This window comes from Parabacteroides sp. TM07-1AC (assembly GCF_003480915.1).
GTDB lineage: Bacteria > Bacteroidota > Bacteroidia > Bacteroidales > Tannerellaceae > Parabacteroides > Parabacteroides chongii.
The window spans coordinates 214480-238016 of sequence record NZ_QUKD01000004.1 but is presented as its reverse complement, the minus strand read 5'-3'; the positions used below and the strand labels follow the sequence as shown (position 1 = coordinate 238016).

Sequence of the window (23537 nt, the reverse complement as noted above, 5' to 3'; positions counted from 1 at the left end):
CAAAAATCCCTTTTGTAATCAATGTTGTATAGTATACAAACAATTACAAAAGGGATTTTTTATATCTATCCACTTTACTACCTCACAATCACCTTACCACCTTTCACTTCTCCCTTTTCTGTTGAAGCCTTTACTATGTAGACTCCGCCTGTCAGGTAGAGGCGTTTGACCGATTCGTTGATTGACTGGAGGCTGAGCTGCAAACGACCGGCAAGGTCATATACACGGATTGTCTTCAGCAGGTCGGAAGCAGAGGTGGCCACTATGATTTCACCGGCTACCGGTGAATAGATAGCAATATCACTTTCTGCATCCAGCCCTTCTTTTCCTCCATTCAGGAAATAACGGCCGTGTGTAGAACCAGGCACAGTCACCTTCGTGTTCAAGGCATCCAGCCGGATACTTTCATCCAGCAGGGCGTCGTAGAGATAGAGCGGGCTGTCAAACTGCTCAATACCCTCAAAGGTGAGGGTTACATCTTCTGCATCATCGCTATAGATACCCAATGGGATGTTGCTGATGTCCGACGTTTGGTTAATGGCCACCGCCTGGCTTCCGGCTACACTGTAAAGAGCCGGATGCTGTTTCTCGTCCGTATCCAACAAGACGGCGGCATCCTCACCGACGCGGTAGGCGGCATCCGCCCCTTCCCGCTTGATGATGGAAATAGCACTGCGCTCCCCTTTCCGCTCCGTCGAGATGTAAAGAGTCGGGAAGGCTTCTTCTTCCGACGAACGGGTCTCCAACGTAGAGGCATAATCTGCCGCCATCATTTCCGGAGTGAAAGTGACGGTAAGGGATGGATTCTCCCCTTCTTTCTGAGTACTATTCTTCTGCACAAAGAAACCTTGCATAGTCTTCAGGAAACCGCCGGTAGTACCGCCGGTACTTACTACTGTTCCATCTTCTTTTAATACAAATGCGTCGTATTCCGTCCAATAAGTACGAGACAATCCAGGATTTCCATTAAAGAAAGCATCCATATTCAGATAAGTCATAAACGGATTACCGACAAAGAAGAAGGTACCGTTGGTAGCATTGGTAACTGTTGCTTTTAATTCTTGCTCCGGTGTGTCAGCATCAAAACTTAGTTTATCACGTAAAGATATAATTCCCTGATTAATAGAATATTTATCACTTTCCTCTGTCTTACCTTCTGTATCATAATAATTATACCATGTATCACCTTTAGGCAAACGCACCAAAGCCCTATCATTACTAAAGTTTTCCACACTGCTGTAGAAGCCGGTACCCGGTTTATAAGGAACTGACACATCATTATATTCTACGTTCCAGTTGGAAGCGACAGCAGCATATGTTTCATCTGCCGTTCCATTTTTTAAATACATCTTTGCACTATTATCCCATATCTTCTGGTAGAAAGCAGGATTAAAACGGTTATTGCTTTTTTCATCAAATTTTATTGTATACTCCCCTCCAGTAGAACTCGACACTATAAATACTGGAGATTCCTGTCGTCCGGTACCTCCTGTGGAATACATATCACCCGCTATCACCTCTTGCAAAGGAGAAGACAAGAAATACTTTTTATTCTTATCCATTTCAAACTCAACTTTTGCCTTATTGTAATGCAGCAAATCCTGTCGCATCAAGGTAGCTCTAGGTTTAAAGTAAATAAAATTGCACGTATTTCCATAATAATGAGTTACCGAATATACGTTATCAGAGGGAGAACTCTTTATCACCATATCATATTCTATACGCTCAGTGGCATCGCCGATTTGCTGAATTTCCTGAATATTCGGTTTCATATCCAAAGATTGATCATCATTCTTCTGATCCAGTTTATATAACCAGGAACTATTTTCCGGTCTAAGAACCGTTACATACGAGAAATCCATCGGAGCAAAGGCAAACTCCAGGTCTGTTCGTATTGGTCCATCTGTCTTATTTGCATCCACACTTTCCAGTTTTCCATCCACATATAGCTCTGCCTGATTCGAACGACGCCACAAACCATCGTTGTTCCAGTTACGCGAAGATCCATCGCTGACCCATGTCAGATATTTAGGAACAATCTTCAGAGGCAGATAAACTATACCATGGCAACTATTGGTTGGCTCACCACTTATTTGCTGTTCCTCTAACTCAATTTTTAAAGTATAAATAAAACCCTCCAACGGCTTGAAGTCTGGCAGAAACTGAAGTTGGATATAATTATTATTGGCTAATGATGTTTTTATATCTGCTCCAGTAAGTACAGCCCTGGCTGGCTCTCCCTCCACATAATTACCATTCAAACTATACAATCTGATTGTATCGGAGACTCCTTTTGAAAAACCTAAATGATCAGCATTTTCAGCTTGTGAGAGTTTAAAATGCCGTACGGGTATCCGTAATGACTTGCCCGCATTAGCTTCCATAGAACTCTTTCTGCATTCTTTTACGTAATGAGTCCCAATACGCAAAGGTACTTGCAACATATCATCCGGATACTTTATATCAGGCAGCCCCAACTGTACTACAGGGGCTGTCTCTGTCGCTTCAAGTATCATTTGACGGGGATTCATACAAAGCAATGCACCGGCTCGATTCGTCTTATTTTCTATCTCCTCCAGCAACTTATCCATATCTACCGAAAAAGGCAGGGAGTAGAAAGTTAGACGCTCTTTATCCAATATAAATTCCGGATCATGAACAGACAATAGTAATTGGCCGTCATCTACCATTTCTATCAGCCTCTGCTGTATCTCTTTCAATGTCTGAGAACTTGGCTGCCATTTCCTCAAATCCTTTTCCGTACCTTCTTTCCGGTCATTGGGCGACAAGCCCTTATTCAGTTCCTTTCTGAAAGTTTGTAGATCATCAAACAACTCCCATATATACGACGGTACTTCACCCTCGCCCTCCACTTCCGGATCGTTGGGCGAGAAATACCAGTCGAAACAGTAATAGGTTGGTGCAAACGTGATAACATTACCATCGGGATCAACCGCCTGCAAAGCAGCATTCACATTCACCGGATTATTCATACACAACCCATGTGGGTCATATTCCGCCTGTCCGTTAATCACCAACCGGATCGGATCCATCACATGAAACGGGGCAATCAACGCACATTTGGAGTGCGGGTCGGCACTACCGCCATCAGACACATCTTTCTGATTACCATTGAGCAACATCACATAATACTCTACTCCCGGAAGCAACTCATCTGGCTTTTTGTCATCCGATTCTCTCACAGCCTGCCTGGCCTTCATTCCCGTCTGTATATCCGCCAAAAAGATAAATCCCTTATCAGGATTGGCATCGCCTTCTGTAGGGAAACCTCCCTCATCCACATTTTCAGGCATAAACCAGGCACAGTTGATAGGGGCTATCCCCAAATCGTGAAAGAGCTGATAAGCAGAGCTCAAATCATCTGACTCATATTGGCTCGGCTCCTTAGCATCTTCCGGTAAAATGTTTTTATCCTTCAAATCATTAAACCGTTCCTGATATTCCTTCAAAGCCCGAAGGTTCAATTTTTTAGACAACTCATTTGCATCCTCTTGATTCGTCGGTATATCCTCTATTCTCGTCGATATGATTACACGTCCGAATTGACTAATAAATCCATCCCCGTTATAATCCATCTGCAACCATTCATGCACTTCATCATAAATATCCCTCGTAGGCGGCTGCACGTGAAAGTCTCTTAGGAAGGAATAATACAAATTCTTGAAGTAGTCACTTTTCTGATCTTTATCTTCCCCATTACTAGTATCATCCAAACCTTCGAGTCCCAGGCGAAGCAAAGCGTACTTCTTTTTATCTTCATCAGAAAGCTGACTCCATACCTTATCACCAGGCTTCAAGTTCATATTCTCCAGCAAGGTCTGATAATTAGAGCGCAGCAACACCGAGTTCAAATCGCAAGTTGCTTTACGGCGCACATAGATATTGGGAGTAGAGCGATACACTTTAATCTCATCAACAGCATAGTCCGCACCGTCGGAGTGCTGACAATTGTTGAATAAATCCAAACGATACGACTGAAAGCTCAGCGTATTAGGAACTGAAAATTCATAACAAATCTGCTGCCACCTCATAAGATCCGGATTATTTGCATTGTCCGCCCTGGCCGGAGTACGCCGCATGGAACCGCTATAGAAGGTATGTAAATCCACCTCCTCACCTTCTTCCGTAATACCTTTGAATGTCAAACCGATATCTCCGGCAACAGCATCAGTAGCGGAAGTAGACTCCATATTGCAGACCCACGCCGTCACCAACAGCTTGGTATCCGAACACAGCTCTGTATTTACCGGCAGAGAAACGATACGCCCCGGCTCATCAATAGCATCCAGATACAAAAAATATCCCATCTTATCCGGGGTGGTTTTGCCACTCAATAACTGCCGTTCGTACAGCCGGTCATACGTTTTTACATAATATCCACCGGGTTTATAGTAGTAGTTATTGTAGCTACTAAGACCATATACTTCCAATGTTTTAAAAAAGGCATATTCGGAACGGGATAAAGAACGCTGCATCGGAGTTCTCTGCCCCTTATCTACTGCCCTCAAATCAGCAAAAGCATAATCGGACGACCCCTTATTCAAGCGTGTCAACCTATAATTTTCCGCAGACTTTTCAGGTACCTTATTCCCATCTGCCTCCGGATCATCGAAGTTGATTTCGGCAATCAGGTCATAGTTCACATCCTCATCCAAGCGATCCTGTTCGCGCTTAACATAGTTGTAATCGTTTGCGCCTTTCAACTCTTCTGCCGTTTTAGGGTCTGAATAAGGATCTAAATAGACTGTGATAAGGGCTACCGGATACCAATCATTTTCATCAAGAGAGACTTCAGCCGTAATATATCTAGTCAGATCCTCCTCACTCGAATTAGCTGTAGCATCTCCTTCCAAACCGACACAATAAAAGACCGAAGCATTGTTAATAAATTTTCCCGGCAGATCAGTACCTTTCACATAATCAGCATACGTAGCACCCAAAGTAGCAAATAAATGCTCCATAACATACCCTTGTTTGGGTACTAGATGCTCCTTATTACTATCCCCCTGCTTCTTTTTATGTACTGTTGTACACTCCATAGGCTCTTTACTCCCATTAAACACTCGCCAACGAACATATCTAGCTGCACCAGAATGAATACTATCTATCTTAATGTCCTCAGAGCTCTTGAGATAATAATTCGACAACACTTCCTTCAAACGGAAATTAACCCCCGTCTGCCACTCTTTAGTTCCATGATTCTTTTTGAGACGAAGAGGTGTATGTACAGTATATTTTTCAAAGAAACCAGCCTCGACCAAGGTGTTTACCCCCAGCTTTTTAGCTGCCTCTTCGTATTCTTCCTTCGCTTTTTTCAACTGCTCATATCTACTCTTTGCATTTTTGATAATGAACTTACGGCGGAGATTGATAGCTGTGGGTAATTGATTAATATTAGTACTATCTCCATTCCACTCCCAATCGTTCCAGGCACTTGCATCCCATGCCAGTGAATCGAGGATACCGGTAACACCTCCTACGTTATCTTTATCTGCAACATATTCCACATAGCTATAATGAGGCTGAGACACTGCTGATTGCTGAGTTTTTGCCACATAACATTTTAGCTTTTCATCATATTTAAAAGCTATAGTATCACTTTGCTTTTTCCACAGCAAATGTTTTTCATACCAACCCTCATCTATATCTTTATTATCCCCTAATTGTAGCCAACGTGAAAATCCATGAATGTTTGCAGCTGAGGAGTTGGACTGTACAAACATACGCGTATGCTCACCCGGATATACATAGATTGTATCCGTTCTTTCATGCCAGATATGTCCTCGTTCATACTGTTCCCCCTCTACTTCCTGGGCAGAAACTAAACGGCTTGCTGCCAGCAAGAAAAGAAAGAAAAGATAAGCCGGTCGGCGTAATATGTTATTATATTGAAATCTTTTCATACTTTCTATCTGTTTAGTAAATAAGCTTTATCTCGTAGTCGATATTTGTTTTGCTATCATTAGCAATCTCTACCGTAAATGATAAGGTAGCCGTTCCCTTTCTATGAACCATTAATTTAACTTCCTTAACCTCAGTAAGGTCTTCCGGTTCACTTCCGTTCAACCAAGTAATAGCCCCATCCTCTGATATTAGTTTACAATCTTTTATTGTAAAGTTAACCTCAGTGTCAGTTGACCCAAGAGCCTTTTTCACAGCCTCCAAATGAATCGTCAGTACACCGGTATTCTTAATCTGATACTCACGGCTGGAGATAAGATCCAGTTGAAACGCAAACGGGTAGCCACCGATAGGAGCACGCTGCTCGCTAACCGATACATTCAAGGCATATTCGCTCAATACTAATGGTATTATTAAATAGTCATTGCGATGCACATAGGTGAAGTTGGTTACACCGGTCTTCGTTTCATTCTTTGGTTTCGTAATCTTAACATCCACTTTAATACTATCTTTACCTAACGAAGTTTCATGTACATAAAAGACTTTTTCCACCGGGGCACCCCCACCTACAACTACAGCATTATTTAATATCCCCCAAACAGGATTCAACGACGTAGTACCATTAGGGAATAACGGTAACTCTATTTTCCCTATATCATTCAACAACGATTTATAAGGTAGGGTATAAATAGAGTCTCTATTTCGAAATTTGCTTACATCCACTGTGGTTGTAAAATTATCTTCCATTTTATTGCTTATGCTCACCTTCACCTTGGCAACCATACGATATAAAGGAATACTTATCTCCTTTTCTCTTAGTTCATGAAAATGACTGGACATGGGAATAGGAGGAGTTTTAGGTTCAGTACCCTCTTTCCCATTGTCTATCACTAAATCTTCCTTTATCCTGACATGTGGCATCCCAACTAATGCCCCTTCAACATTAAACGTCACCGGCAACTTCTTCCCCACCTCCAACGCTGCCAGAATCTCATCACTATTCTTCAGCAACTCGCTTGTCAAATTAGAAAACGCATACACATAAGCCGCCTCCTTAGGCACATCCTCCAAACGGATGGTTTTCTCAAAGACGGTCATGTTGTTGCTCTCTTCCTTTAACACTTCGCTATGGGTTTGCAAAATCACGCCTTCACTGTCCGTAATCACTAAAAGCACATCCTCCATTCCCTCATACTGCGTCGAATTGCTATCCTCTCCGTTTCCTTTAAGCAGCAAATGAAAATCCACCGTCTTAAAATCTCCCGGCAGCGGGCCGACAGGCTCCTCGTCTGCACAGGTGCAGAGGAAGAAGGGCAGCAAGAACAGCAGCAAAGGCAAGAAGCCGATATTTATGAATTGATATTTCATACACATTTACTTATATCCATTTACAAATCCGTTTCATTCAACCGTATCACCCAATCCTTTACCTGGATAGTGTAACAAGCATAGCCGATGATCGGATCTTCGGGATTGGGATCAGGGTCTGGGTCGGGATTGGGATCAGGGTCAGGGTCAGGATCAGGATCAGGATCGGGATCCGGGCAAGTGATTGGGGTCAGGAAGAAGATGATGGAATATTCGTCCTGACGGTCCAGGTATTCCTGGGCACTGATGTCGTGACCCTCCATTTTTGTGAGCAAAAGGTAATTGTTGAGGTTAATATTCAACACATCTTTTTCCCAGCCCCTATGCTGTACGATCAGACGGAAGTTCTCGCCCGCCATCAGACGCATGGTGTTCATTTCGGCAACGGCTACCAGCTGGCCGGAGACCGTAGACTCAGGGTCGGGGTCGGCAGCTATCTCCACGTTTTCGGTGTAGTAAGGGAGGTAGCTGATGGCCGGGTCGGGCAGCAGACTGTTGTCGTAGTCCATATAGCCGTTGTCGGCCACGATGCGGAAGGTGAAGTCGTTCACGTCCATATTGTCGCCTTTCACGTTTTGGAGTACGAAACGCAGTTTGTTGGTGTCTTTGGCCAGACTGATGGTGTCGCTCTCGTGGGCAAGGCCGGAGACGACGATGGTGTCGAGGCTGTGCCAAAGGGGGTGCAGTTCGCGGGGTTGCGTGCCGTCCGACTGGCGGAGGGTGCGCACGCGTATGTCTTCCACCGGCGAAGTGCCGGGGGTGAGTTGCGGCAGTTGGTAGGTGCCTTCGTCGAGGCCTGCCCACGAAACCAGGTAGTAGGTGCCGGGAGGAAGGTCGAGACGGATGTCGTTGGCCTTCAGTTCGTCGCCTTCAATCTGCCGCTGCCGGAGGAAGGTACCCTGGTCGTCGCAGATAAAGAGGGAGACCTGGTCGACTTCGTGTTGGAAAGCGTCGGCAAACTTCATATTATAATCGTACACATAATGCAGACGAAATTCGCACGGCGGCAAGGTGTCGTCGTGGATATAGTCGCAGGCAGACGCTCCCAATAAAAGGAGTGAAGAGACTAATCGGATGTACGTAATTAATCGTTTCATATGCTATATTTTTTTGTCCCAATTTGGGTTCACCTTTCACTTTTTGCCTTTTACGCCTTGTTATACAAGGAATAATGAGATGAAGGGTTGTCTTTTTCCGGCGTCACCTGGTGACGCCACTCGTTCAGCGAGGTGACGCCGGAAAGACAACTGCATTCACCCTTCTATTGATTGATTATCAAGAAACAGCTTATAAGGGTGATGGAAGTGACGCTGTTTTTGTAAAAACTTTTTCAGAAGCAGTGTTTCGGAAACAGGTTCCGCCGGTCTGCTTCGCCCGGCTATCGGTTTTGAACGGGTCGGCAGCCGGTTGAAATGGGTGCTGACCCGTTTGGTAATGAATAGGCAGCCATTTGGAATGGGTGCCTATCCGTTTGGATAGTGCTGCCGACGTTTTTGGAAAAAGCCGCCGACGTTTGCGAAAAAAAGCGGGCGGTTTTTGCAAAAAAGTCGTATTTCTTGTTGCGCCCTTACAGGGCTTCCGGTCGTAACAACCAAAGGTCTCTGTCGTTATGAGCAGAGTTCGCGGTCGCTATGACTAGGTGCTGTTTGTAGCACTATAGTGCTAAGGGTGTTAGGACTATAGTGCCAGCCCCTGTAGGACTATAGTGCTACCACACCTGGATGGTTAGAGTTCAATTTGCCCGTTATCGCGGATTACCCAGTCTTTAACGTAAACCATAACCGTGATATAATACTGCGTTTTATCGTCTTCATTCGGATTTTTAGGATCGTCTACTCCCGGAGTAAACGGTAGTGGATCACCTAACTTTTTAATCGCTGTTACATCCAACTTATAAAGGTTGTTACGGACAATACCGTATTCCATGATACCCAGGTTAGGATTATCGGGGGGATTCAGTCCGTTGTTTGCGTGACGGATCCAGTATTTGTAGTAGCAGGTACCGTCTTTATAATAGTGAATGTCGTATTTTTCAGCTAGAACTTCGGCATCATTGGGTTTGATAGTCTGTGCAAAAGCTTCATAATTTATATCACTAATATTAACAGACTCCTGTATGTTTTTTCCTACAAACGCCGCATATGCCTCACCAAACTTTCCTTGAAGTGTATTAACTACTGCTTCTACTTCTTCTTTTGTTACAGTAGTAGTAGTACTGCCTGCTCCTCCAAATAAGAGTTTAACAATATCACCATTAACATCATCACTAAATGATCCAACCAGCAATGATTTCAAATCTGCATATAGAACCGTTTTCGTTGTTGTTCCAGTACTACCATCGTCGTCTTGTGTGGACTGTGTTGTTGTTACTTTAGTTGTGTAAAAATATTGATCCTCTTTCTCAAGGTTGGCATACTCAACTGATTCATTTTTATTTTCTTCTATACTATATTTTATTACATATTTAGGAGTATATGTCCCCTTAAAGATCACCCCAGTAGAAAAGCCGTTAAGTTGTTGTTCCCAGCCTGTTGTGTTTTCTAAGGTATAAGCGATAAGCTTGTAACCTTTCTCACCATAATTTCCTTCGTTCTCCCCTATTCCTGCGTTTGGTAAGTTGTCACCATAAATCACAAAAGTTTCTTTTTCATTAAGTTCTTTATTAAAATGATTAATATACAGATCATCAAAGGAAGTAGAACCAGTTTTAGCTTCTCCATTATCCACATAATGTGAAGCTAAAGAAACTGGAGTATATCCATCTGCTGTAAACAAATCCACCTTCTTTCCACGTGTCCAGGGATCAATTACATAATTATAATAACCTTCTGTATTCCAATATTCATCACCTAAATAGATATCTCCATCACTTTCTGTTCTAATCGGTTGTTTATCCATATCGTTTCCAAGTTCAGGGACAGTCACTCTCTTAAACATATAAGAACCTGCTTTTAATCGGTTGACAACAGAAAAAGCAGTAAGTTGTACTTTATCTGTTGCAACATCATAGCTCCCATTTTCGTCCCCTAATTTCAGATCAATTCTAGCCGCCAAACGCTCAACATAAACAGTTACAGATGGTGCATCTGCAGGATTATTATTAGCTTGGCTCAATCCTACAACCGACTTATCATTGCCTAAGGTCATCGTATGAGTAGACATCACGAAGTGAGTTGTAACTATCTCCCCATCCTCTCTTTCCACACCATGCTCCCAAGCATCCTGCTTTTCAAATAAATAATCACGTAACTGCTTGACTGTACTAAAAGTCAACTTCTCACCAGCATTAGTTATAGTCAAGATATTGTAATATTCAATTTTCTCTCCTAGCTTTGGAATATTAATTTCAACAGTAGCTTGTGGCGTATGATTATTAGAAGGAGTCTTAGGGTCATTATCTACCTGCTCTGAAAATCCACTTCCTACTATTGGTGTTTCTAAAGACAAATATTTATCAGGTTCAGCACCTTCTTGTTGCTGTTCTGTCTTATATAAGAATATATTCACATCCCTAATGTAATTCTCATCCACTGTTCCTTGCACAAATCCATCACCACCTTCTCCACCTTCAGGCTTATCACCCGCCTTTGTCCTCGCCCCAGTTGACGGAGAAGAAATACGGACGGTTACATACGCCTTATCGCCAGTGCCATCGCCACCGCCATTCGAGTCATCTCCCTCTCCCAACTCTTCGGAACAACCTCCCGCCATCATCAATAGCGCGGCTGCCCATAAGCTATAAAAGTTTTTCTTTTTCATTATGTATAGAATTTACGTTATTAATATTAATATCTAGTTTTGTTCTTCTGTCCAAACTATTCAGCCCGCTTCATCGCTATCTGCTCCAAGTTATTGGCAACATCTTCAGCCAGACCAAGGTTATCTTTCAACGGGAGCAACAAAGTCTCTGCCCTATCCAGATCACCCTCCAGCATGGCAATACCCGCTTCAGCCAGCTGCTTCTCCGGAGAGGTTTCGGCTTTCGCCAAATAACGTTTGGCCTGCTCCACTTTGCCCTCGCTGATAGCAATGTTGGCAGCGTTGAGGTTGGAAACCGGGTCGTCCGGATACATGCGGACAGCTATTTCGAATACCTCCTTGAAGCGGTCGCCACCCGGCTCGTAGGTTTGTGCCACTCGGAACATTTCCTCCACACTCAGCCGGCTCGGGTCGGTGTAGAGCAATTCCTTCGCCTCCTCGACGGTGAAGTTGCGGATGGTGTATTTTACCACATAGTCCGAATGCCGCAAGGCCGGATATACCTCGCGCAGCAAGGTCTGATAAGGCACACCACCGGCAAGCGTTTTCAGTCGCCATTCGCGCTGATCCCAGTCGGCCGGCTCGTCGGCGCGGATGATGGCCAAGAGCTCTTCCTTTTCGGGGAGGTCAGAGTTTTCGACATACTCTTCCAGCCCTTTCCAGTCCTCCGGCTCAAAGTTGACCTGCATCGAGGCACAGCCGAAATCGTAGAGTTCGTTTACATATCCCATCAAGGCCTTGGCGCGATATTCCGCCAGGTAGGCATTGTTGGCATAGCTTCCTTCGGGCGAAGCATACCCTTTGATATCTATGTCTGTGATGGTTGCATAGGCGTCGTTGCGCACCGACTCGATGCTTTCGCGTATGCGGCAAAGCTCCTGCGGGTTGTTGCGATATTCCGGATAAATCTCTGTCTTATTGACCGGGAAGTCCAGAAAAGCACGTCCTTCCAAGGCACGTTGTTTCACGGGTTCGGGTTGCGGAACGGCATAGGCCAGTTGGGGCACCAGCAAGATCGGGTCGGCCATATTGATGGAGAACAAGACAGAGCTGTCGTTTTGCAAGGCCTCCCAGCCGCAACCGCAAAGGTCGGTCACCAAAGAGAGTTCCGACTTCTCCATCCATTTGCTGAACGGGAAGTGGGCATGATAGTCGATCCGCTGCTCTTTCTTATTCTGGCGGCGCACCACGAAGCTTAATCCCGGTTCGGCTTTGCGCTCCTGTCTTTCATACAAGATATGACGATCACGTCCGTTGATAACAATAGGAGGCAACGGACGCAAACTATCACCATGGTGAATCAGCGGAGTGCATACGACCGAACGGTTGCGGTCTACCTCTATCCCACTGATATTGACAGTCATATCCACTACCAGAAAAGAATCGGCCTTCTCCACCATTTTTCGTTCTATCAGGATAGTGCCTTCTTGCACGGCTCCGGGAGCGGTATCCTGGGCTGTGAGGAGTGTTGTGGCACCGAATAGCATGATTGTTATAGTTAGTAAGCGTTTCATAAGGGAGTTCTTTTAGAATAAATAGATAAAACTTACAGCGGCCTGCGTGGGACCGAAATAGTGTTTCTTTACCTTCTCGATCTTACTACCGCAGTTGGAACAAGGGTATTTATCCGATTCGAGATAGAGATAGCCCACGCCGACCGTGGCCTCCAGGTTCCAATGCTTCGAAAGCAGCCACTGATAGCCGTAGCTGATGCCGACTCCTGTCCCCCAACCCTGATGACGTTCACCTTCGGTACCCAGCCATTTAATGTCGGATACATTATATATAATATAAGGTACGTGTAAGCCAATAAAACTCTTGTAGAAGCTCTCGCAAAACCAGTAACTAACTTCCGGGTGCAAACGCAAATGCTTCAGCGACTTGTCGTAGCTGCCATCATCGTTTTTGCCGGAGAAGGGGTTGAGTCCGGCTTCTAGGTCGAGCGTCCATTTACGGGCCAGACGGAATTCGAGCCCGGCATTAAAAGTCCTGGTTGCCCAATAAGGGATGTTGCTCTTCAGTGCAACTACAGGACCTTTTCCCGGTTGTATGCCCTCTTTCGCAGACATAAGGCTGGTATAGCAGATTAGAATTAGTATTAAAACGTTTCTCATAGATACTGTACTTTTAGTTCTCTTTATATACCTGTGTTTCAGCATAAGTAAACCTACAACAACTACTTTTTCGAAATAACATGTAAATCAAGTCATTTCACGTTTTGCAAAAATAAATATTCCAGTAATAGACTGATGTCCGTACACGACATATGGTATCAAATTAGAGAAGTTTAGTACCAATTTAAGTTGGTTTTAACATTGTTATTCGAAACATTATGTATTTCATGTTATTTCGAATAAGACAAAAAAAGATTGCTTCGGCCGTCTGCTTTTGTTGCAGAAGACCGAAGCAATCTTAATACAGTATTTGGAGAGTCCCTATCTTATTTCTTCAACCACTGATCCAGCCATTCGAAGAAAGTACGTTGCCACAACACGCCGTTCTGCGGTTTCAAAACCCAATGGTTTTCATCCGGGTAGATCAACAGTTCGGCAGGAACACCGCGAAGTACGGCGGCATTGAAAGCAGCCATTCCCTGACCGGCAAGGATACGGTAATCCTTTTCCCCGTGAATACACAGGATAGGAGTATCCCATTTGTCTACAAACAGGTGCGGAGAGTTAGCAAATGTACGTTGAGCTACCGGATTGTTCTTTTCCCAGTAAGCACCGCCCATATCCCAGTTGGCGAACCACATTTCTTCTGTTTCCAGATATTGCATTTCCATATTGAAGATACCGTCATGAGCAATAAAAGCTTTGAAGCGTTTATCATGATGACCGGCCAACCAGTAAACGGAGAAGCCGCCGAAGCTGGCACCCACACATCCCAGACGATCTTTATCTACATAGGGTTCTTTTGCCATCTCGTCAATTGCTGTAAAATAATCTTTCATACACTGACCACCATAATCGCCGCTGATAGCTTCGTTCCATTCTTTACCGAAGCCCGGCAAGCCACGACGGTTAGGTGCCACGATAATATAATCGTTAGCAGCCATGATCTGGAAGTTCCAACGGTAAGACCAGAACTGGCTGACCGGACTCTGAGGACCACCCTGGCAGAATAATAAGGTAGGATATTTCTTGTTCGGATCGAAGTTTGCCGGGTAAATTACCCAGGTAAGCATTTCTTTTCCATCGGTCGTCTTCATCCAACGTTCTTCCACCTTACCCATCTTCAACTGGTCGTAGATCTGTTTATTCTCGAAGGTAAGCTGATTTACAGTATGATCTCCATCCAAAGCAATTGAATAGATTTCGTCTCCCATACTCATAGAATGACGTTTAACAAGTAGTTTGTCAGCACCACACAGGGTAACTCCTTCGTAGTCGTACATACCACTCGTCAAAGGAGTGATGGTGTTGTTTGCAGCAAGATCGATCTGATAAACCTGTGATTCACCATGCCATACACCAGTGAAATAGATTGTCCGGGCATCATTACTCCAGCAAAATCCATCGACACTGGAGTCGAAAGCCTTACTAACAAAAGTCTTCTCACCTGTCTCAAGGTTCATCACCATCAAACGGTTCTGATCTGATTCGTAACCATCGTGCTCCATACTCAACCAGGCAATACTTTTGCCATCAGGCGAATACTGCGGATTAGTGTCGTATCCCATCATCCCTTCGCTGATATTTACCGTCTGCTTCGTATTCAGATCATATACATAAATATCCGAGTTAGTAGAAAGACTGTATGCTTTTCCTGTTTTCTTACGGCTGGTATAAGCCACCTTGTCGGAAGTAGTGTTCCATGCCAGTTGTTCGATACCGCCAAAAGGCTTCAACGGAGATTCGAACAGTTCACCTTCCATCACATCGACAGGATTACTTATTTTGCTTCCATCGAAGTCGGCAACGAAAGGATGCGGAGCGGTTGTCACCCATTCATCCCAATGCTTATACATCAGGTCTGTAACAATTATACCGGTTGCCTTATCCAGATCCGGGTACTTGTCGGCAGTACTCGGAACAGTCTTTACTTGCGAAATAAAAAGAACTTTCTTTTCGTCCGGCGAGAAAGCAAATCCTTCGATACCACCGTCATAGTCAGACAGTCGCTTACGATCCGTTCCGTCAGGATTCATTTCCCAAAGTTGGCTGCTCCCGCTTTCACCCGAAAGGAAAGCGATCTTTGTTCCTCCTTTAATCCAGGTTGCTTCATTTTCCGAGAAAGGAGTGTGAGTGATCTGTTTGTTGTCAGATCCGTCGGCGTTCATTACAAATACTTCCCGGTTACTAGTGTTCAACGGAACACTGTAATAGGCAACCGTATAAACGACTTTTTGTCCGTCCGGAGATACGTTCATCCCTCCGATACGGCCCATAGCCCAAAGAGCCTCAGGCGTCATTCGTCCGTCGGTAATTTTGATTTCCGAGCGTCCGATAACGGGTCTTGTGTCCTCTGCTTTTTTAGCATCTTGGTTACAAGCACCTAGTAATACGGATGTTGCCATAACCATTGTTGCAATAGATTTATTCATGTACATTATAATATATTATATTCTGTGTGCGAAATTAGTAAATATAATTTATATCTTTGCACAAGTAATTTAAGAACTGAACAGTATGAATAAGATTTGGTTATTTGGAGCCGCTATAAGTATGGTTTTAGCATTCGGCTCATGTAAACCTAAACAGAGTGCTTATAAGGCTGCTTACGAACAAGCCAAAGAAAAAGAATCTACAGCTCCTGTTGAGGTAGTAGAACAAGAAGAAGAGATTGTTGAAGAGGTTGCACCGGTTTCTAAACCCAGAACTTCTACGGCAACGACTCGCTCGGAAAGAATCAACGCTGCACAAGGCGAAGACGCCAGCCGTCTGAAACGTTACAGTGTTGTTATCGGTAGCTTCAAGAACAAGACAAACGCTTACTCTTTGAAAGAGCGTATGCAGAATGCAGGCTACAATGCGGTATTAGGTGAAAACGAACAAGGCATGTTGCGCGTAATCGTTGCCAGCTTCGATGATAAAGCTGATGCAGCCGACAGCCGCGATGCTATCAAAGCTAAATATGCTCCTGATTTCCAGGATGCATGGTTACTTGAAAGACAGTACTAATATACTTTTTATAAAATAACATGGAAAGGGATCGATCATATAGTCGGTCCTTTTTTTATTCTATCCAAGATACTATAAACCAAAAGGTCCGGAGATACCGGACCTTTCAACCAACCTAAACTAAAAACCTAAAACTAACCATCTTTTTGCCTTAAACAATAAAAAACCTATACATACATGAATTATCTTTCTTATTCGTAAACCGGCCATGCTCCTTTATTGGAACAAACGAAAGCCGCAATTTTCACAGCATGTCGATGAGCTTCTTTCAATGTGCCGCCATTGAGCAGTGACATAATCAAAGCGGCTGAAAAGGCATCTCCTGCACCTACCGTATCTACGACCTCCACTTCGGGTATCGGCAATGTAGACACTTCATCCGGCGTATAAACCGTACTGTAAGAGGCTCCTGCCGTAAGGACAACCATTCTCAGATTGTACTTTTCCATGAACCAGATAGCTATTTCATCTTCCGTACCGCTCAACCCGAACAGCTCTTTCAGCTGGTTCATCTCATCACTATTCATCTTCAGTACGTTGGATAGATACAATGACTCTTCTATCAATCCCTTATTATAATAATGCTGACGCAAATTTATATCGAACAAACGATAAGCCGTATCCGGTGCAAATGACAGAATAGCCTGAATCGTTTCACGCGATTGAATCGAACGCTGTGCCAATGCCCCGAAACAAATAGCATCAGCTCTTTCTGCCAAATCGACGGCATCCGATGTAGGCGACATATGATCCCAGGCAACGCGTTCTGTAATCGTATATTCCGGTATCCCGTCTTCCTTCAGATCGACCTTGACCGTTCCTGTCGGATAAGGGACTTTTTCAATCAGGTATTGAATAGAGTTTTTATCCAGTTCTTTCAGGATATCGACTCCGTCTTCATCATCACCGATGGCGCTGACAGCATAACCTTCTGCTCCTAAACGGGAAGCATGGTAAACAAAATTGATAGGCGCACCACCTGCTGTTTTACCAGTGGGAAGTAAATCCCATAAAAGTTCACCTATACCGACTACTACCGGTCTTTTGCTTTGTTGCTTCATCTGCTCCATGGTCTAAATAATTCTTTTAATAATACAAGATCGTTACCCCTTGAATTTCGATAGTGCAAAACTAGGGAATGCCATGGAAGTAAACGATAACTCATGCTACAGAAAGAATAACGCTCGTTACATAACAAGTTTATTTACAGAGTCCTTACACTTTAGTTACACGAATGTAACAATTGTTATCCTTTTTCCTGATATTCGGTGGGTGTAACAGTATAGGCAGCTTTAAAACACTTGGAAAAATAAGGAGGAGAACTAAAACCGGTAGCATAAGCGACCTCATTCACATTACGACCTTTCTCTCTCAATAAAGCAGCCGCACGCTTCAAACGATAGTTACGGAGGAAGTCTGTCGGTGTCACACCAGTCAGCTCCTTTACTTTCCGATACAGGTGTACGCGCGACAGACCGAGCATATCGCTCGCTTTCTCTATGCTGAAATCGGAATCGGGATAGGCCTCTTCGATCAGCGCCATGAACTTACGCATGAATACATCATCCATGCTTTCCGTTTTACCGATCTTCAGGTCGGAAGCGGCAGGTGACTGAAGTTCCTGCGCGAAGGCATTTCTCAAACGGGCACGTTCTTCCAGCAGGCGGACAATGCGAAGTTTCAGTTCTTCGATATGGAAAGGTTTCTGAATAAACTCGTCGGCTCCACTGGCAATGCCGTACATTCGCTGCTTATCATCGGAAAGGGCTGTCAGCAGGATGACAGGAATATGGCTGAAAGCGATATCCGATTTGATCCGTTTACACAATTCGTAACCATTCATTTCAGGCATCATCACATCACTGATAACCAATGATACATTCTCTTTTGCCAATATATCGACAGCCGCCGCACCATTCCCGGCAGCCAGGATACGGAAGTTGGGCTTCAGCTCCTTTTGCAGGTAAGCGTTAATATCCGGATCGTCCTCCACAACCAGAATCGTATAATCATAGGTCCGATTCACGATCTCGTCCATTTCGCGGGTATCCAGGTTTGCCACACCGCTCGACAATTCAGTTACGGAAGGAGCAAACGTACAGGTTTCATCAAAATGAGATTTTCCTTTAGGCAATTCGACAAAGAAGACGGTCCGTTTACCCGGTTCGCTCTCCACATGAATACTGCCTTTATGCATACTGACAAACTCACGTGTCAAATGCAAACCGATACCGGTTCCGGTAACCTGATCGGCCGTAAAGAACTGGTCAAAGACAGCGGACAGGTTTTGGGGCAGTATTCCTTTTCCGTTATCCTCCACCGACAATATCACATACCCTGCATGTTCCTGCAAACGGATGGTGACCGTTCCTCCCTCCGGAGTAAACTTAAAGGCATTCGACAACAGGTTGGCCAATATCTTTTCCATCTTGTCTGTATCCACCCAGAGCATAACAGACCGGACGGTATGCTGAAACGAATAATGTATCTGTTTACTCTGCGCCATATTGTCAAAATACGACTTAACCTCTTCTATAAATGCAACCAGGTCCACTTCCGTCACCCGCATATCCATTTTGTTGCTCTCGACCTTGCGAAAGTCGAGCAACTGGCTGACTACCCGTTTCAGGCGGTCGGCATTTTTCTTTATTATATGTATGTCGTCGACAATCGGCGAATCGGGAGGCAATTCTTTCGATAGCTTATTCAACGGACCGAGTATCAGCGTAAGCGGCGTTTTTATTTCATGGGAGACATTGGTGAAGAACTGTAACTTACGGGTGGTTGCCTGTTCGATCTTCCGGTTAGCAATTGCCAGTTCTTCACGCTGCTGCTCGACCTGCATATTGGTATGCTTCAATTCATGATTCTTACGCTGGACCTTCCGAAAAATATGTATCACGTAAAGAGCCAGCAGGAGCACGACTCCCAGCAATAGCAGGATCAGACCGACTGAATTTTGTAAAAAACGGTATTCCGAGAACATCTTATCCAGATTATTGCGTTGCTTTTCAATCTGCTCCTGATAATCCGCCAGTTGCTCGGTCTGCAAATAGATGGTTCCGGCATTATCCTTATCGATCAGAGCCGATGTCAAAGCGTACTGTTTGGAGACCGGCACTCCGTTCAGAATCTGCCAGGCAACCTTTATTGCCGTACTTCCTCCTGTAGGATAAACGAACGAGGCTGTCAGATAACCGTCACGAACCGCTTCGATCCCTTTTCCCTTACCGGGCAAAGCATCTATACCTATAAACTTTATCCTCTCTGCCGCCTGCGGATTCACTTCCATTATTGCTTCTCTGGCAGCCAACGCCATCACATCATTATGTGCGTATACGATATCGATATCCTCAAAAGAACCGAGTGCTGCGATATTTACCTTGGCCTCATCCCGATGCCAGCGTCCGTACACTGTTTTCAGGATTATATTATCATTATGAATAAGAGCATCGCTAAAGCCATTATGACGGTCGAGAGCGGAAGAGGAACCTTCGCGTCCCCAAATTTCGACAATCGTTGTCTTTCCATTCTTCAGCAAAGAGTTCGTGAACAGTCCGGCAGCACGCCCTATCTCGTAATTGTCGGCTCCAATGAAAGTCGTATATTCTTCCGAATAGATTTTTCGGTCAATGATAATAGTCGGGATACCTGCCCTGTAAGCTTCAACGGCAGCCGTTGTCACAGGACCGGATTCATTGGCTGAAATAATGATAAGATCCACCTTCTTTTTAACCAACTCGCGAATCTGTTTGATTTGAGTATCATTATCTTCATTGGCATCTTTCATTTCAAGGGTCATTCCCGGATAGTCAGAAGCCTTCACTTGCATATCCAGCATCATCGCTTTTCGCCAGCTATCGTTAACAGAGCTATGGGAGATTCCCACAACAAACTCTTTCTCCTCCCCTCCCCGTTTACAGGAAATCGTTAGAGACAGAATAAATATCAACAGACAAAAGCGATATATAATGGGTTTCATGAAGCAGCCGATTTTCAGGGTTTCGTACAAAAGTACGGATTATCAGCATAACAGACAAAATTTATTTTGTACATTCGTCCTCTAAATTATTATTGCATAACATGAAGATTATAGATAAGCAGCTACTTGACAAGACAAACGAACAGGCGAAACAATCGCCCCGTCTCCGCATGAATTACAACTTCCATGAACGATTGGACGATCCGGTAAACCGTTTGCTGAATGCAATGGAACCGGGTAGTTATATCCGTCCGCACCGTCATCTGGATCCCGACAAAGACGAAATATTCCTGTTGTTACGCGGAAAAGTTGTAGTATTTACTTTTGACGACGAAGGTAATATTACGGAAAAATTCCTGCTCGATCCCATGGCTGGGTCCTATGGTGCAGAAATCAAACCAGGCGTTTGGCATTGCCTGCTCGTTCTGGAACGTGATACAGTCGTCTATGAAGTGAAACCAGGTCCTTTTGCTCCCTTGGATCCGAATAATATGGCACCCTGGAGTCCGGAACCGAATGATGAAAAAGGAGTAAAAGAATACATGAATTATCTAGCGTCCAAACTATAAAAGATGGAAAATTTCAATACAATCAATCATACAGGGAGGAGGGTGATTTCATTCCTGACAGTTCTGCTTTTCACCTTTATCACCGCTTATGCAGGTAACCCTGAAGAAAACACTTATCCGACAACCGAAAGGCTTTTCCACATAGCACGAAGTACAAACAAAAACCTGGTTTGCTACGATGTGAATCTGGAGAACGGAAAACTGAACACCAAATCTCCTCTCAACGTATATTGGGTCAACCGGGAAGAACGACCGGGAGAAACCAACGGTTTAAGTTTCTTCCAGAAAAAGATGGCATACGGATACAAACTGATATCGGAAGGAAACGATTACAGCGAAGTGACACTAACAGCTTATGCGGGTAAAAAGCTGAAGATATGCAAGCAGGATTCGAAATATGTCTGCATGACAATGATCGACAATCAACCGGCCATACTGGAATCCCTCTATGTCCAGACCAAATCCGGCAGCCCTTTAAGTGTAGATTATGTTGAACTGAGAGGTATTTCAACCAGTACCGGAGCCAAAGTTTCCGAAAAAATAAAGAAATAACAAAAGCGAGTGTATTTCATATAGAACACACTCGCTTACTTATTTATCTTACAGACATACCTTTTTACACCAGCTTATGAATAACCAGTCCCGAACGCAGTTTCGGTTCGAACCAGGTTGTCTTAGGAGGCATGATATTTCCTGTATCGGCTATATCCATCAACTGTTTCATAGTGACAGGATAGAGAGCTAATGCCACTTTCATTTCACCACTGTCTACACGCCGTTTCAGTTCACCTAAGCCACGGATTCCCCCTACGAAATCAATCCGTTTATCCGAACGCAGGTCTTTAATCCCCAGCACTTCATCCAGAATCAGGTTCGAAGAGATTGTAACATCTAGTACACCGATCGGATCATGATCGTTATATGTTCCCGGTTTGGCTGTCAGAGAATACCATTTGCCACCCAAATAAAGGGAGAAATTGTGCAACTCTGCCGGTTTATAGATATCTGTACCTTTCTCTTCTACCGTAAAGTTTGTGGCTACTTTTGCCAAAAACTCTTCTTCAGTCAGTCCGTTCAAATCTTTGACTACACGGTTATAATCGATAATAGTCAGCTGATTTGCCGGAAAGCATACAGCCATAAAATAGTTGTATTCTTCATCTCCACGGTGATTCGGATTTTGTTTTGCTTTTTCCGCACCAACTAAAGCTGCTGCAGCTGAACGGTGATGTCCGTCTGCAATATATAAGGAAGGCATTGCTTCGAACAACTCCGTGATACGGGCTATATCATTTTCCTCATCGATAATCCAAAATGTATGTCCAAAGCCATCCAGTTCTGCGACAAAGTCATATTCCGGAGTTTTTGCCGTATACTTCTTTACAATAGCATCCAGTTCCGCATTATCGGGATAAGCAAAGAAAACCGGTTCGATATTGGCATTGTTGACACGTACATGTTTCATACGGTCTTCTTCCTTATCACGACGAGTCAACTCATGCTTTTTGATATTCCCTTTCAGATAATCATCCACATATGCACAGACTACCAATCCATATTGTGTATGCCCGTTCATAGTTTGGGCATATACGTAATATTGTTCTTTCTGATCCTGAATCAACCAACCTTTATCCTGGAATTTCTGAAAGTTCTCTGCTGCTTTTTCATAGACAGCCGGATCATGTTCATCTGTTCCCACCGGAAAATCAATCTCCGGTTTGATTATATGATATAATGATTTCTCGTTACCTAGTGCTTCTTCACGCGCTTCTTCAGAATTAAGCACATCATAAGGACGTGAAGCGACTTCCTTTATCAAATCCTTCGGCGGACGGATACCTTTGAATGGTTTTATTTTTGCCATAGTTTTACAGTTGACAATTGACAACTTATTTATTGACTCTGAATTTCTCGTTACCGTTCTGCAGAAAATCGACGATCTGTTTTGCTGCAGCAATACCGGCATTGATATTCGCCTCAGCTGTCTGTGCTCCCATCTTCTTCGGTGTCCCGAAATAACGGTCCGAATATTTAGCAGCCAAATCCGCATCGATAGCCGGCTTGATATCTGTGATATATTTAAAATCAGGACGTTCTTCCATCATCTTTGCCAAACCTGCTTCGTCGATCACTTCCTTACGGGCTGTATTCACAACGATAGCACCTTTAGGCATTGAATTCATTAATTCAAAATTGATGGATCCCTTTGTTTCGGCTGTTGCCGGAATATGCAGAGATACAATCTGACAAGACTTAAACAGGTCTGCAGTAGAAGCTACTGCTTTCACTCCGTCTTTCTCTATCACTTCTGCCGGACAGAATGCATCAAAAGCATATACATCCATGCCGAAGCCTTTAGCAATACGTGCCACATTACGACCCACATTACCATAAGCCAGAATGCCCAGTTTTTTACCCTTCAGTTCTGTTCCGGAAGTTCCGTTATAGAAGTTTCGGACAGCATATACCAACATACCAAAAACTAATTCGGCGACAGCATTGGAATTTTGCCCCGGCGTATTCATCACACAAACGTTGTGTGCAGTCGCAGCAGCCAGATCCACATTGTCGTAACCGGCACCGGCACGAACCACTATCTTTAATTCTTTCGCAGCTTCCAATACCGGAGCATCGATGATATCACTGCGGATGATTACCGCATTCGCATCTTTAACAGCGTCCAGCAATTGACTTTTATCCGTGTATTTTTCAAGAAGAGCCAGTTCATAACCTGCACCTTCAACCACTTCACGGATGCCTTTCACTGCTATCGCAGCGAAAGGTTTATCTGTAGCAACCAATACTTTTGTCATA

General features: G+C 44.0%; 14 protein-coding genes. 3 read left to right on the top strand and 11 right to left on the bottom strand.

The window, feature by feature from the left end:
* Positions 1-77: 77 nt before the first annotated feature.
* The 7 genes from DXD68_RS10895 to DXD68_RS10865 all read right to left on the bottom strand — a co-directional run bounded on the left by DXD68_RS10895 (position 78) and on the right by DXD68_RS10865 (position 15595).
* Positions 78-5924, bottom strand: a complete 5847-nt coding sequence (locus DXD68_RS10895) for a T9SS type A sorting domain-containing protein (protein ID WP_122361529.1) — start codon at positions 5922-5924, stop codon at positions 78-80.
* A gap of 13 nt (positions 5925-5937) precedes the next feature.
* Positions 5938-7290 (bottom strand): hypothetical protein, encoded by a 1353-nt coding sequence (locus DXD68_RS10890; protein ID WP_122361528.1) that lies wholly within the window; start codon positions 7288-7290, stop codon positions 5938-5940.
* Positions 7291-7310: 20 nt separating this feature from the next.
* The gene (locus tag DXD68_RS10885) at positions 7311-8387 is read right to left on the bottom strand and encodes a FimB/Mfa2 family fimbrial subunit (protein ID WP_122361527.1); all 1077 of its coding nucleotides are present in this window, start codon (positions 8385-8387) and stop codon (positions 7311-7313) included.
* A 628-nt stretch (positions 8388-9015) separates the two neighbouring features.
* A complete protein-coding gene (locus DXD68_RS10880; protein WP_122361526.1) occupies positions 9016-11049 on the bottom strand; it encodes an Mfa1 family fimbria major subunit in 2034 nt (677 codons plus the stop codon).
* A 56-nt stretch (positions 11050-11105) separates the two neighbouring features.
* Positions 11106-12563 carry a DUF3868 domain-containing protein gene (locus tag DXD68_RS10875; protein WP_122361525.1) on the bottom strand — a complete coding sequence of 486 codons (1458 nt, stop codon included), beginning with the start codon at positions 12561-12563 and terminating at the stop codon, positions 11106-11108.
* Positions 12564-12575: 12 nt separating this feature from the next.
* Positions 12576-13163, bottom strand: coding sequence for a DUF3575 domain-containing protein (locus DXD68_RS10870; RefSeq protein WP_122361524.1), 588 nt, complete (start codon positions 13161-13163; stop codon positions 12576-12578).
* Positions 13164-13489: 326 nt separating this feature from the next.
* Positions 13490-15595: an alpha/beta hydrolase family protein gene (locus DXD68_RS10865; protein ID WP_199715627.1), complete on the bottom strand. Its 2106-nt coding sequence runs from the start codon at positions 15593-15595 to the stop codon at positions 13490-13492.
* Positions 15596-15680: 85 nt separating this feature from the next.
* Here DXD68_RS10865 and DXD68_RS10860 point away from each other — a divergent pair, with 85 nt between their 5' ends.
* Entirely contained in the window at positions 15681-16172 is a 492-nt protein-coding gene (locus DXD68_RS10860) for an SPOR domain-containing protein (protein WP_122361522.1), read from the top strand.
* A gap of 191 nt (positions 16173-16363) precedes the next feature.
* Here DXD68_RS10860 and DXD68_RS10855 read toward each other — a convergent pair whose 3' ends face one another.
* Positions 16364-17242 (bottom strand): carbohydrate kinase family protein, encoded by an 879-nt coding sequence (locus tag DXD68_RS10855; protein WP_122361521.1) that lies wholly within the window; start codon positions 17240-17242, stop codon positions 16364-16366.
* 176 nt (positions 17243-17418) lie between these two features.
* Positions 17419-20154, bottom strand: coding sequence for a substrate-binding domain-containing protein (locus DXD68_RS10850; RefSeq protein WP_122361697.1), 2736 nt, complete (start codon positions 20152-20154; stop codon positions 17419-17421).
* Between the two features lie 101 nt (positions 20155-20255).
* Here DXD68_RS10850 and DXD68_RS10845 point away from each other — a divergent pair, with 101 nt between their 5' ends.
* Positions 20256-20723 carry a WbuC family cupin fold metalloprotein gene (locus DXD68_RS10845; RefSeq protein WP_122361520.1) on the top strand — a complete coding sequence of 156 codons (468 nt, stop codon included), beginning with the start codon at positions 20256-20258 and terminating at the stop codon, positions 20721-20723.
* 3 nt (positions 20724-20726) lie between these two features.
* Entirely contained in the window at positions 20727-21275 is a 549-nt protein-coding gene (locus DXD68_RS10840; RefSeq protein WP_122361519.1) for a DUF4833 domain-containing protein, read from the top strand.
* A 64-nt stretch (positions 21276-21339) separates the two neighbouring features.
* On the opposite strand, the gene DXD68_RS10835 is transcribed toward DXD68_RS10840, so the two are convergent.
* Together DXD68_RS10835 and DXD68_RS10830 are read right to left on the bottom strand one after the other, a co-directional pair.
* The gene (locus tag DXD68_RS10835) at positions 21340-22587 is read right to left on the bottom strand and encodes a DUF1015 domain-containing protein (RefSeq protein ID WP_122361518.1); all 1248 of its coding nucleotides are present in this window, start codon (positions 22585-22587) and stop codon (positions 21340-21342) included.
* Between the two features lie 25 nt (positions 22588-22612).
* A complete protein-coding gene (locus DXD68_RS10830; RefSeq protein WP_122361696.1) occupies positions 22613-23536 on the bottom strand; it encodes an NAD(P)-dependent oxidoreductase in 924 nt (307 codons plus the stop codon).
* Between the last annotated feature and the right edge of the window lies 1 nt (position 23537).

Excerpts from the sequence above, each read along its gene's own strand:
- DXD68_RS10895 (WP_122361529.1), bottom strand. The coding sequence starts at position 5,924 with ATGAAAAGATTTCAATATAATAACATATTACGCCGACCGGCTTATCTT.
- DXD68_RS10890 (WP_122361528.1), bottom strand. The coding sequence starts at position 7,290 with ATGAAATATCAATTCATAAATATCGGCTTCTTGCCTTTGCTGCTGTTC.
- DXD68_RS10885 (WP_122361527.1), bottom strand. The coding sequence starts at position 8,387 with ATGAAACGATTAATTACGTACATCCGATTAGTCTCTTCACTCCTTTTA.
- DXD68_RS10880 (WP_122361526.1), bottom strand. The coding sequence starts at position 11,049 with ATGAAAAAGAAAAACTTTTATAGCTTATGGGCAGCCGCGCTATTGATG.
- DXD68_RS10875 (WP_122361525.1), bottom strand. The coding sequence starts at position 12,563 with ATGAAACGCTTACTAACTATAACAATCATGCTATTCGGTGCCACAACA.
- DXD68_RS10870 (WP_122361524.1), bottom strand. The coding sequence starts at position 13,163 with ATGAGAAACGTTTTAATACTAATTCTAATCTGCTATACCAGCCTTATG.
- DXD68_RS10865 (WP_199715627.1), bottom strand. The coding sequence starts at position 15,595 with ATGAATAAATCTATTGCAACAATGGTTATGGCAACATCCGTATTACTA.
- DXD68_RS10860 (WP_122361522.1), top strand. The coding sequence starts at position 15,681 with ATGAATAAGATTTGGTTATTTGGAGCCGCTATAAGTATGGTTTTAGCA.
- DXD68_RS10855 (WP_122361521.1), bottom strand. The coding sequence starts at position 17,242 with ATGGAGCAGATGAAGCAACAAAGCAAAAGACCGGTAGTAGTCGGTATA.
- DXD68_RS10850 (WP_122361697.1), bottom strand. The coding sequence starts at position 20,154 with ATGAAACCCATTATATATCGCTTTTGTCTGTTGATATTTATTCTGTCT.
- DXD68_RS10845 (WP_122361520.1), top strand. The coding sequence starts at position 20,256 with ATGAAGATTATAGATAAGCAGCTACTTGACAAGACAAACGAACAGGCG.
- DXD68_RS10840 (WP_122361519.1), top strand. The coding sequence starts at position 20,727 with ATGGAAAATTTCAATACAATCAATCATACAGGGAGGAGGGTGATTTCA.
- DXD68_RS10835 (WP_122361518.1), bottom strand. The coding sequence starts at position 22,587 with ATGGCAAAAATAAAACCATTCAAAGGTATCCGTCCGCCGAAGGATTTG.
- DXD68_RS10830 (WP_122361696.1), bottom strand. The coding sequence starts at position 23,536 with ATGACAAAAGTATTGGTTGCTACAGATAAACCTTTCGCTGCGATAGCA.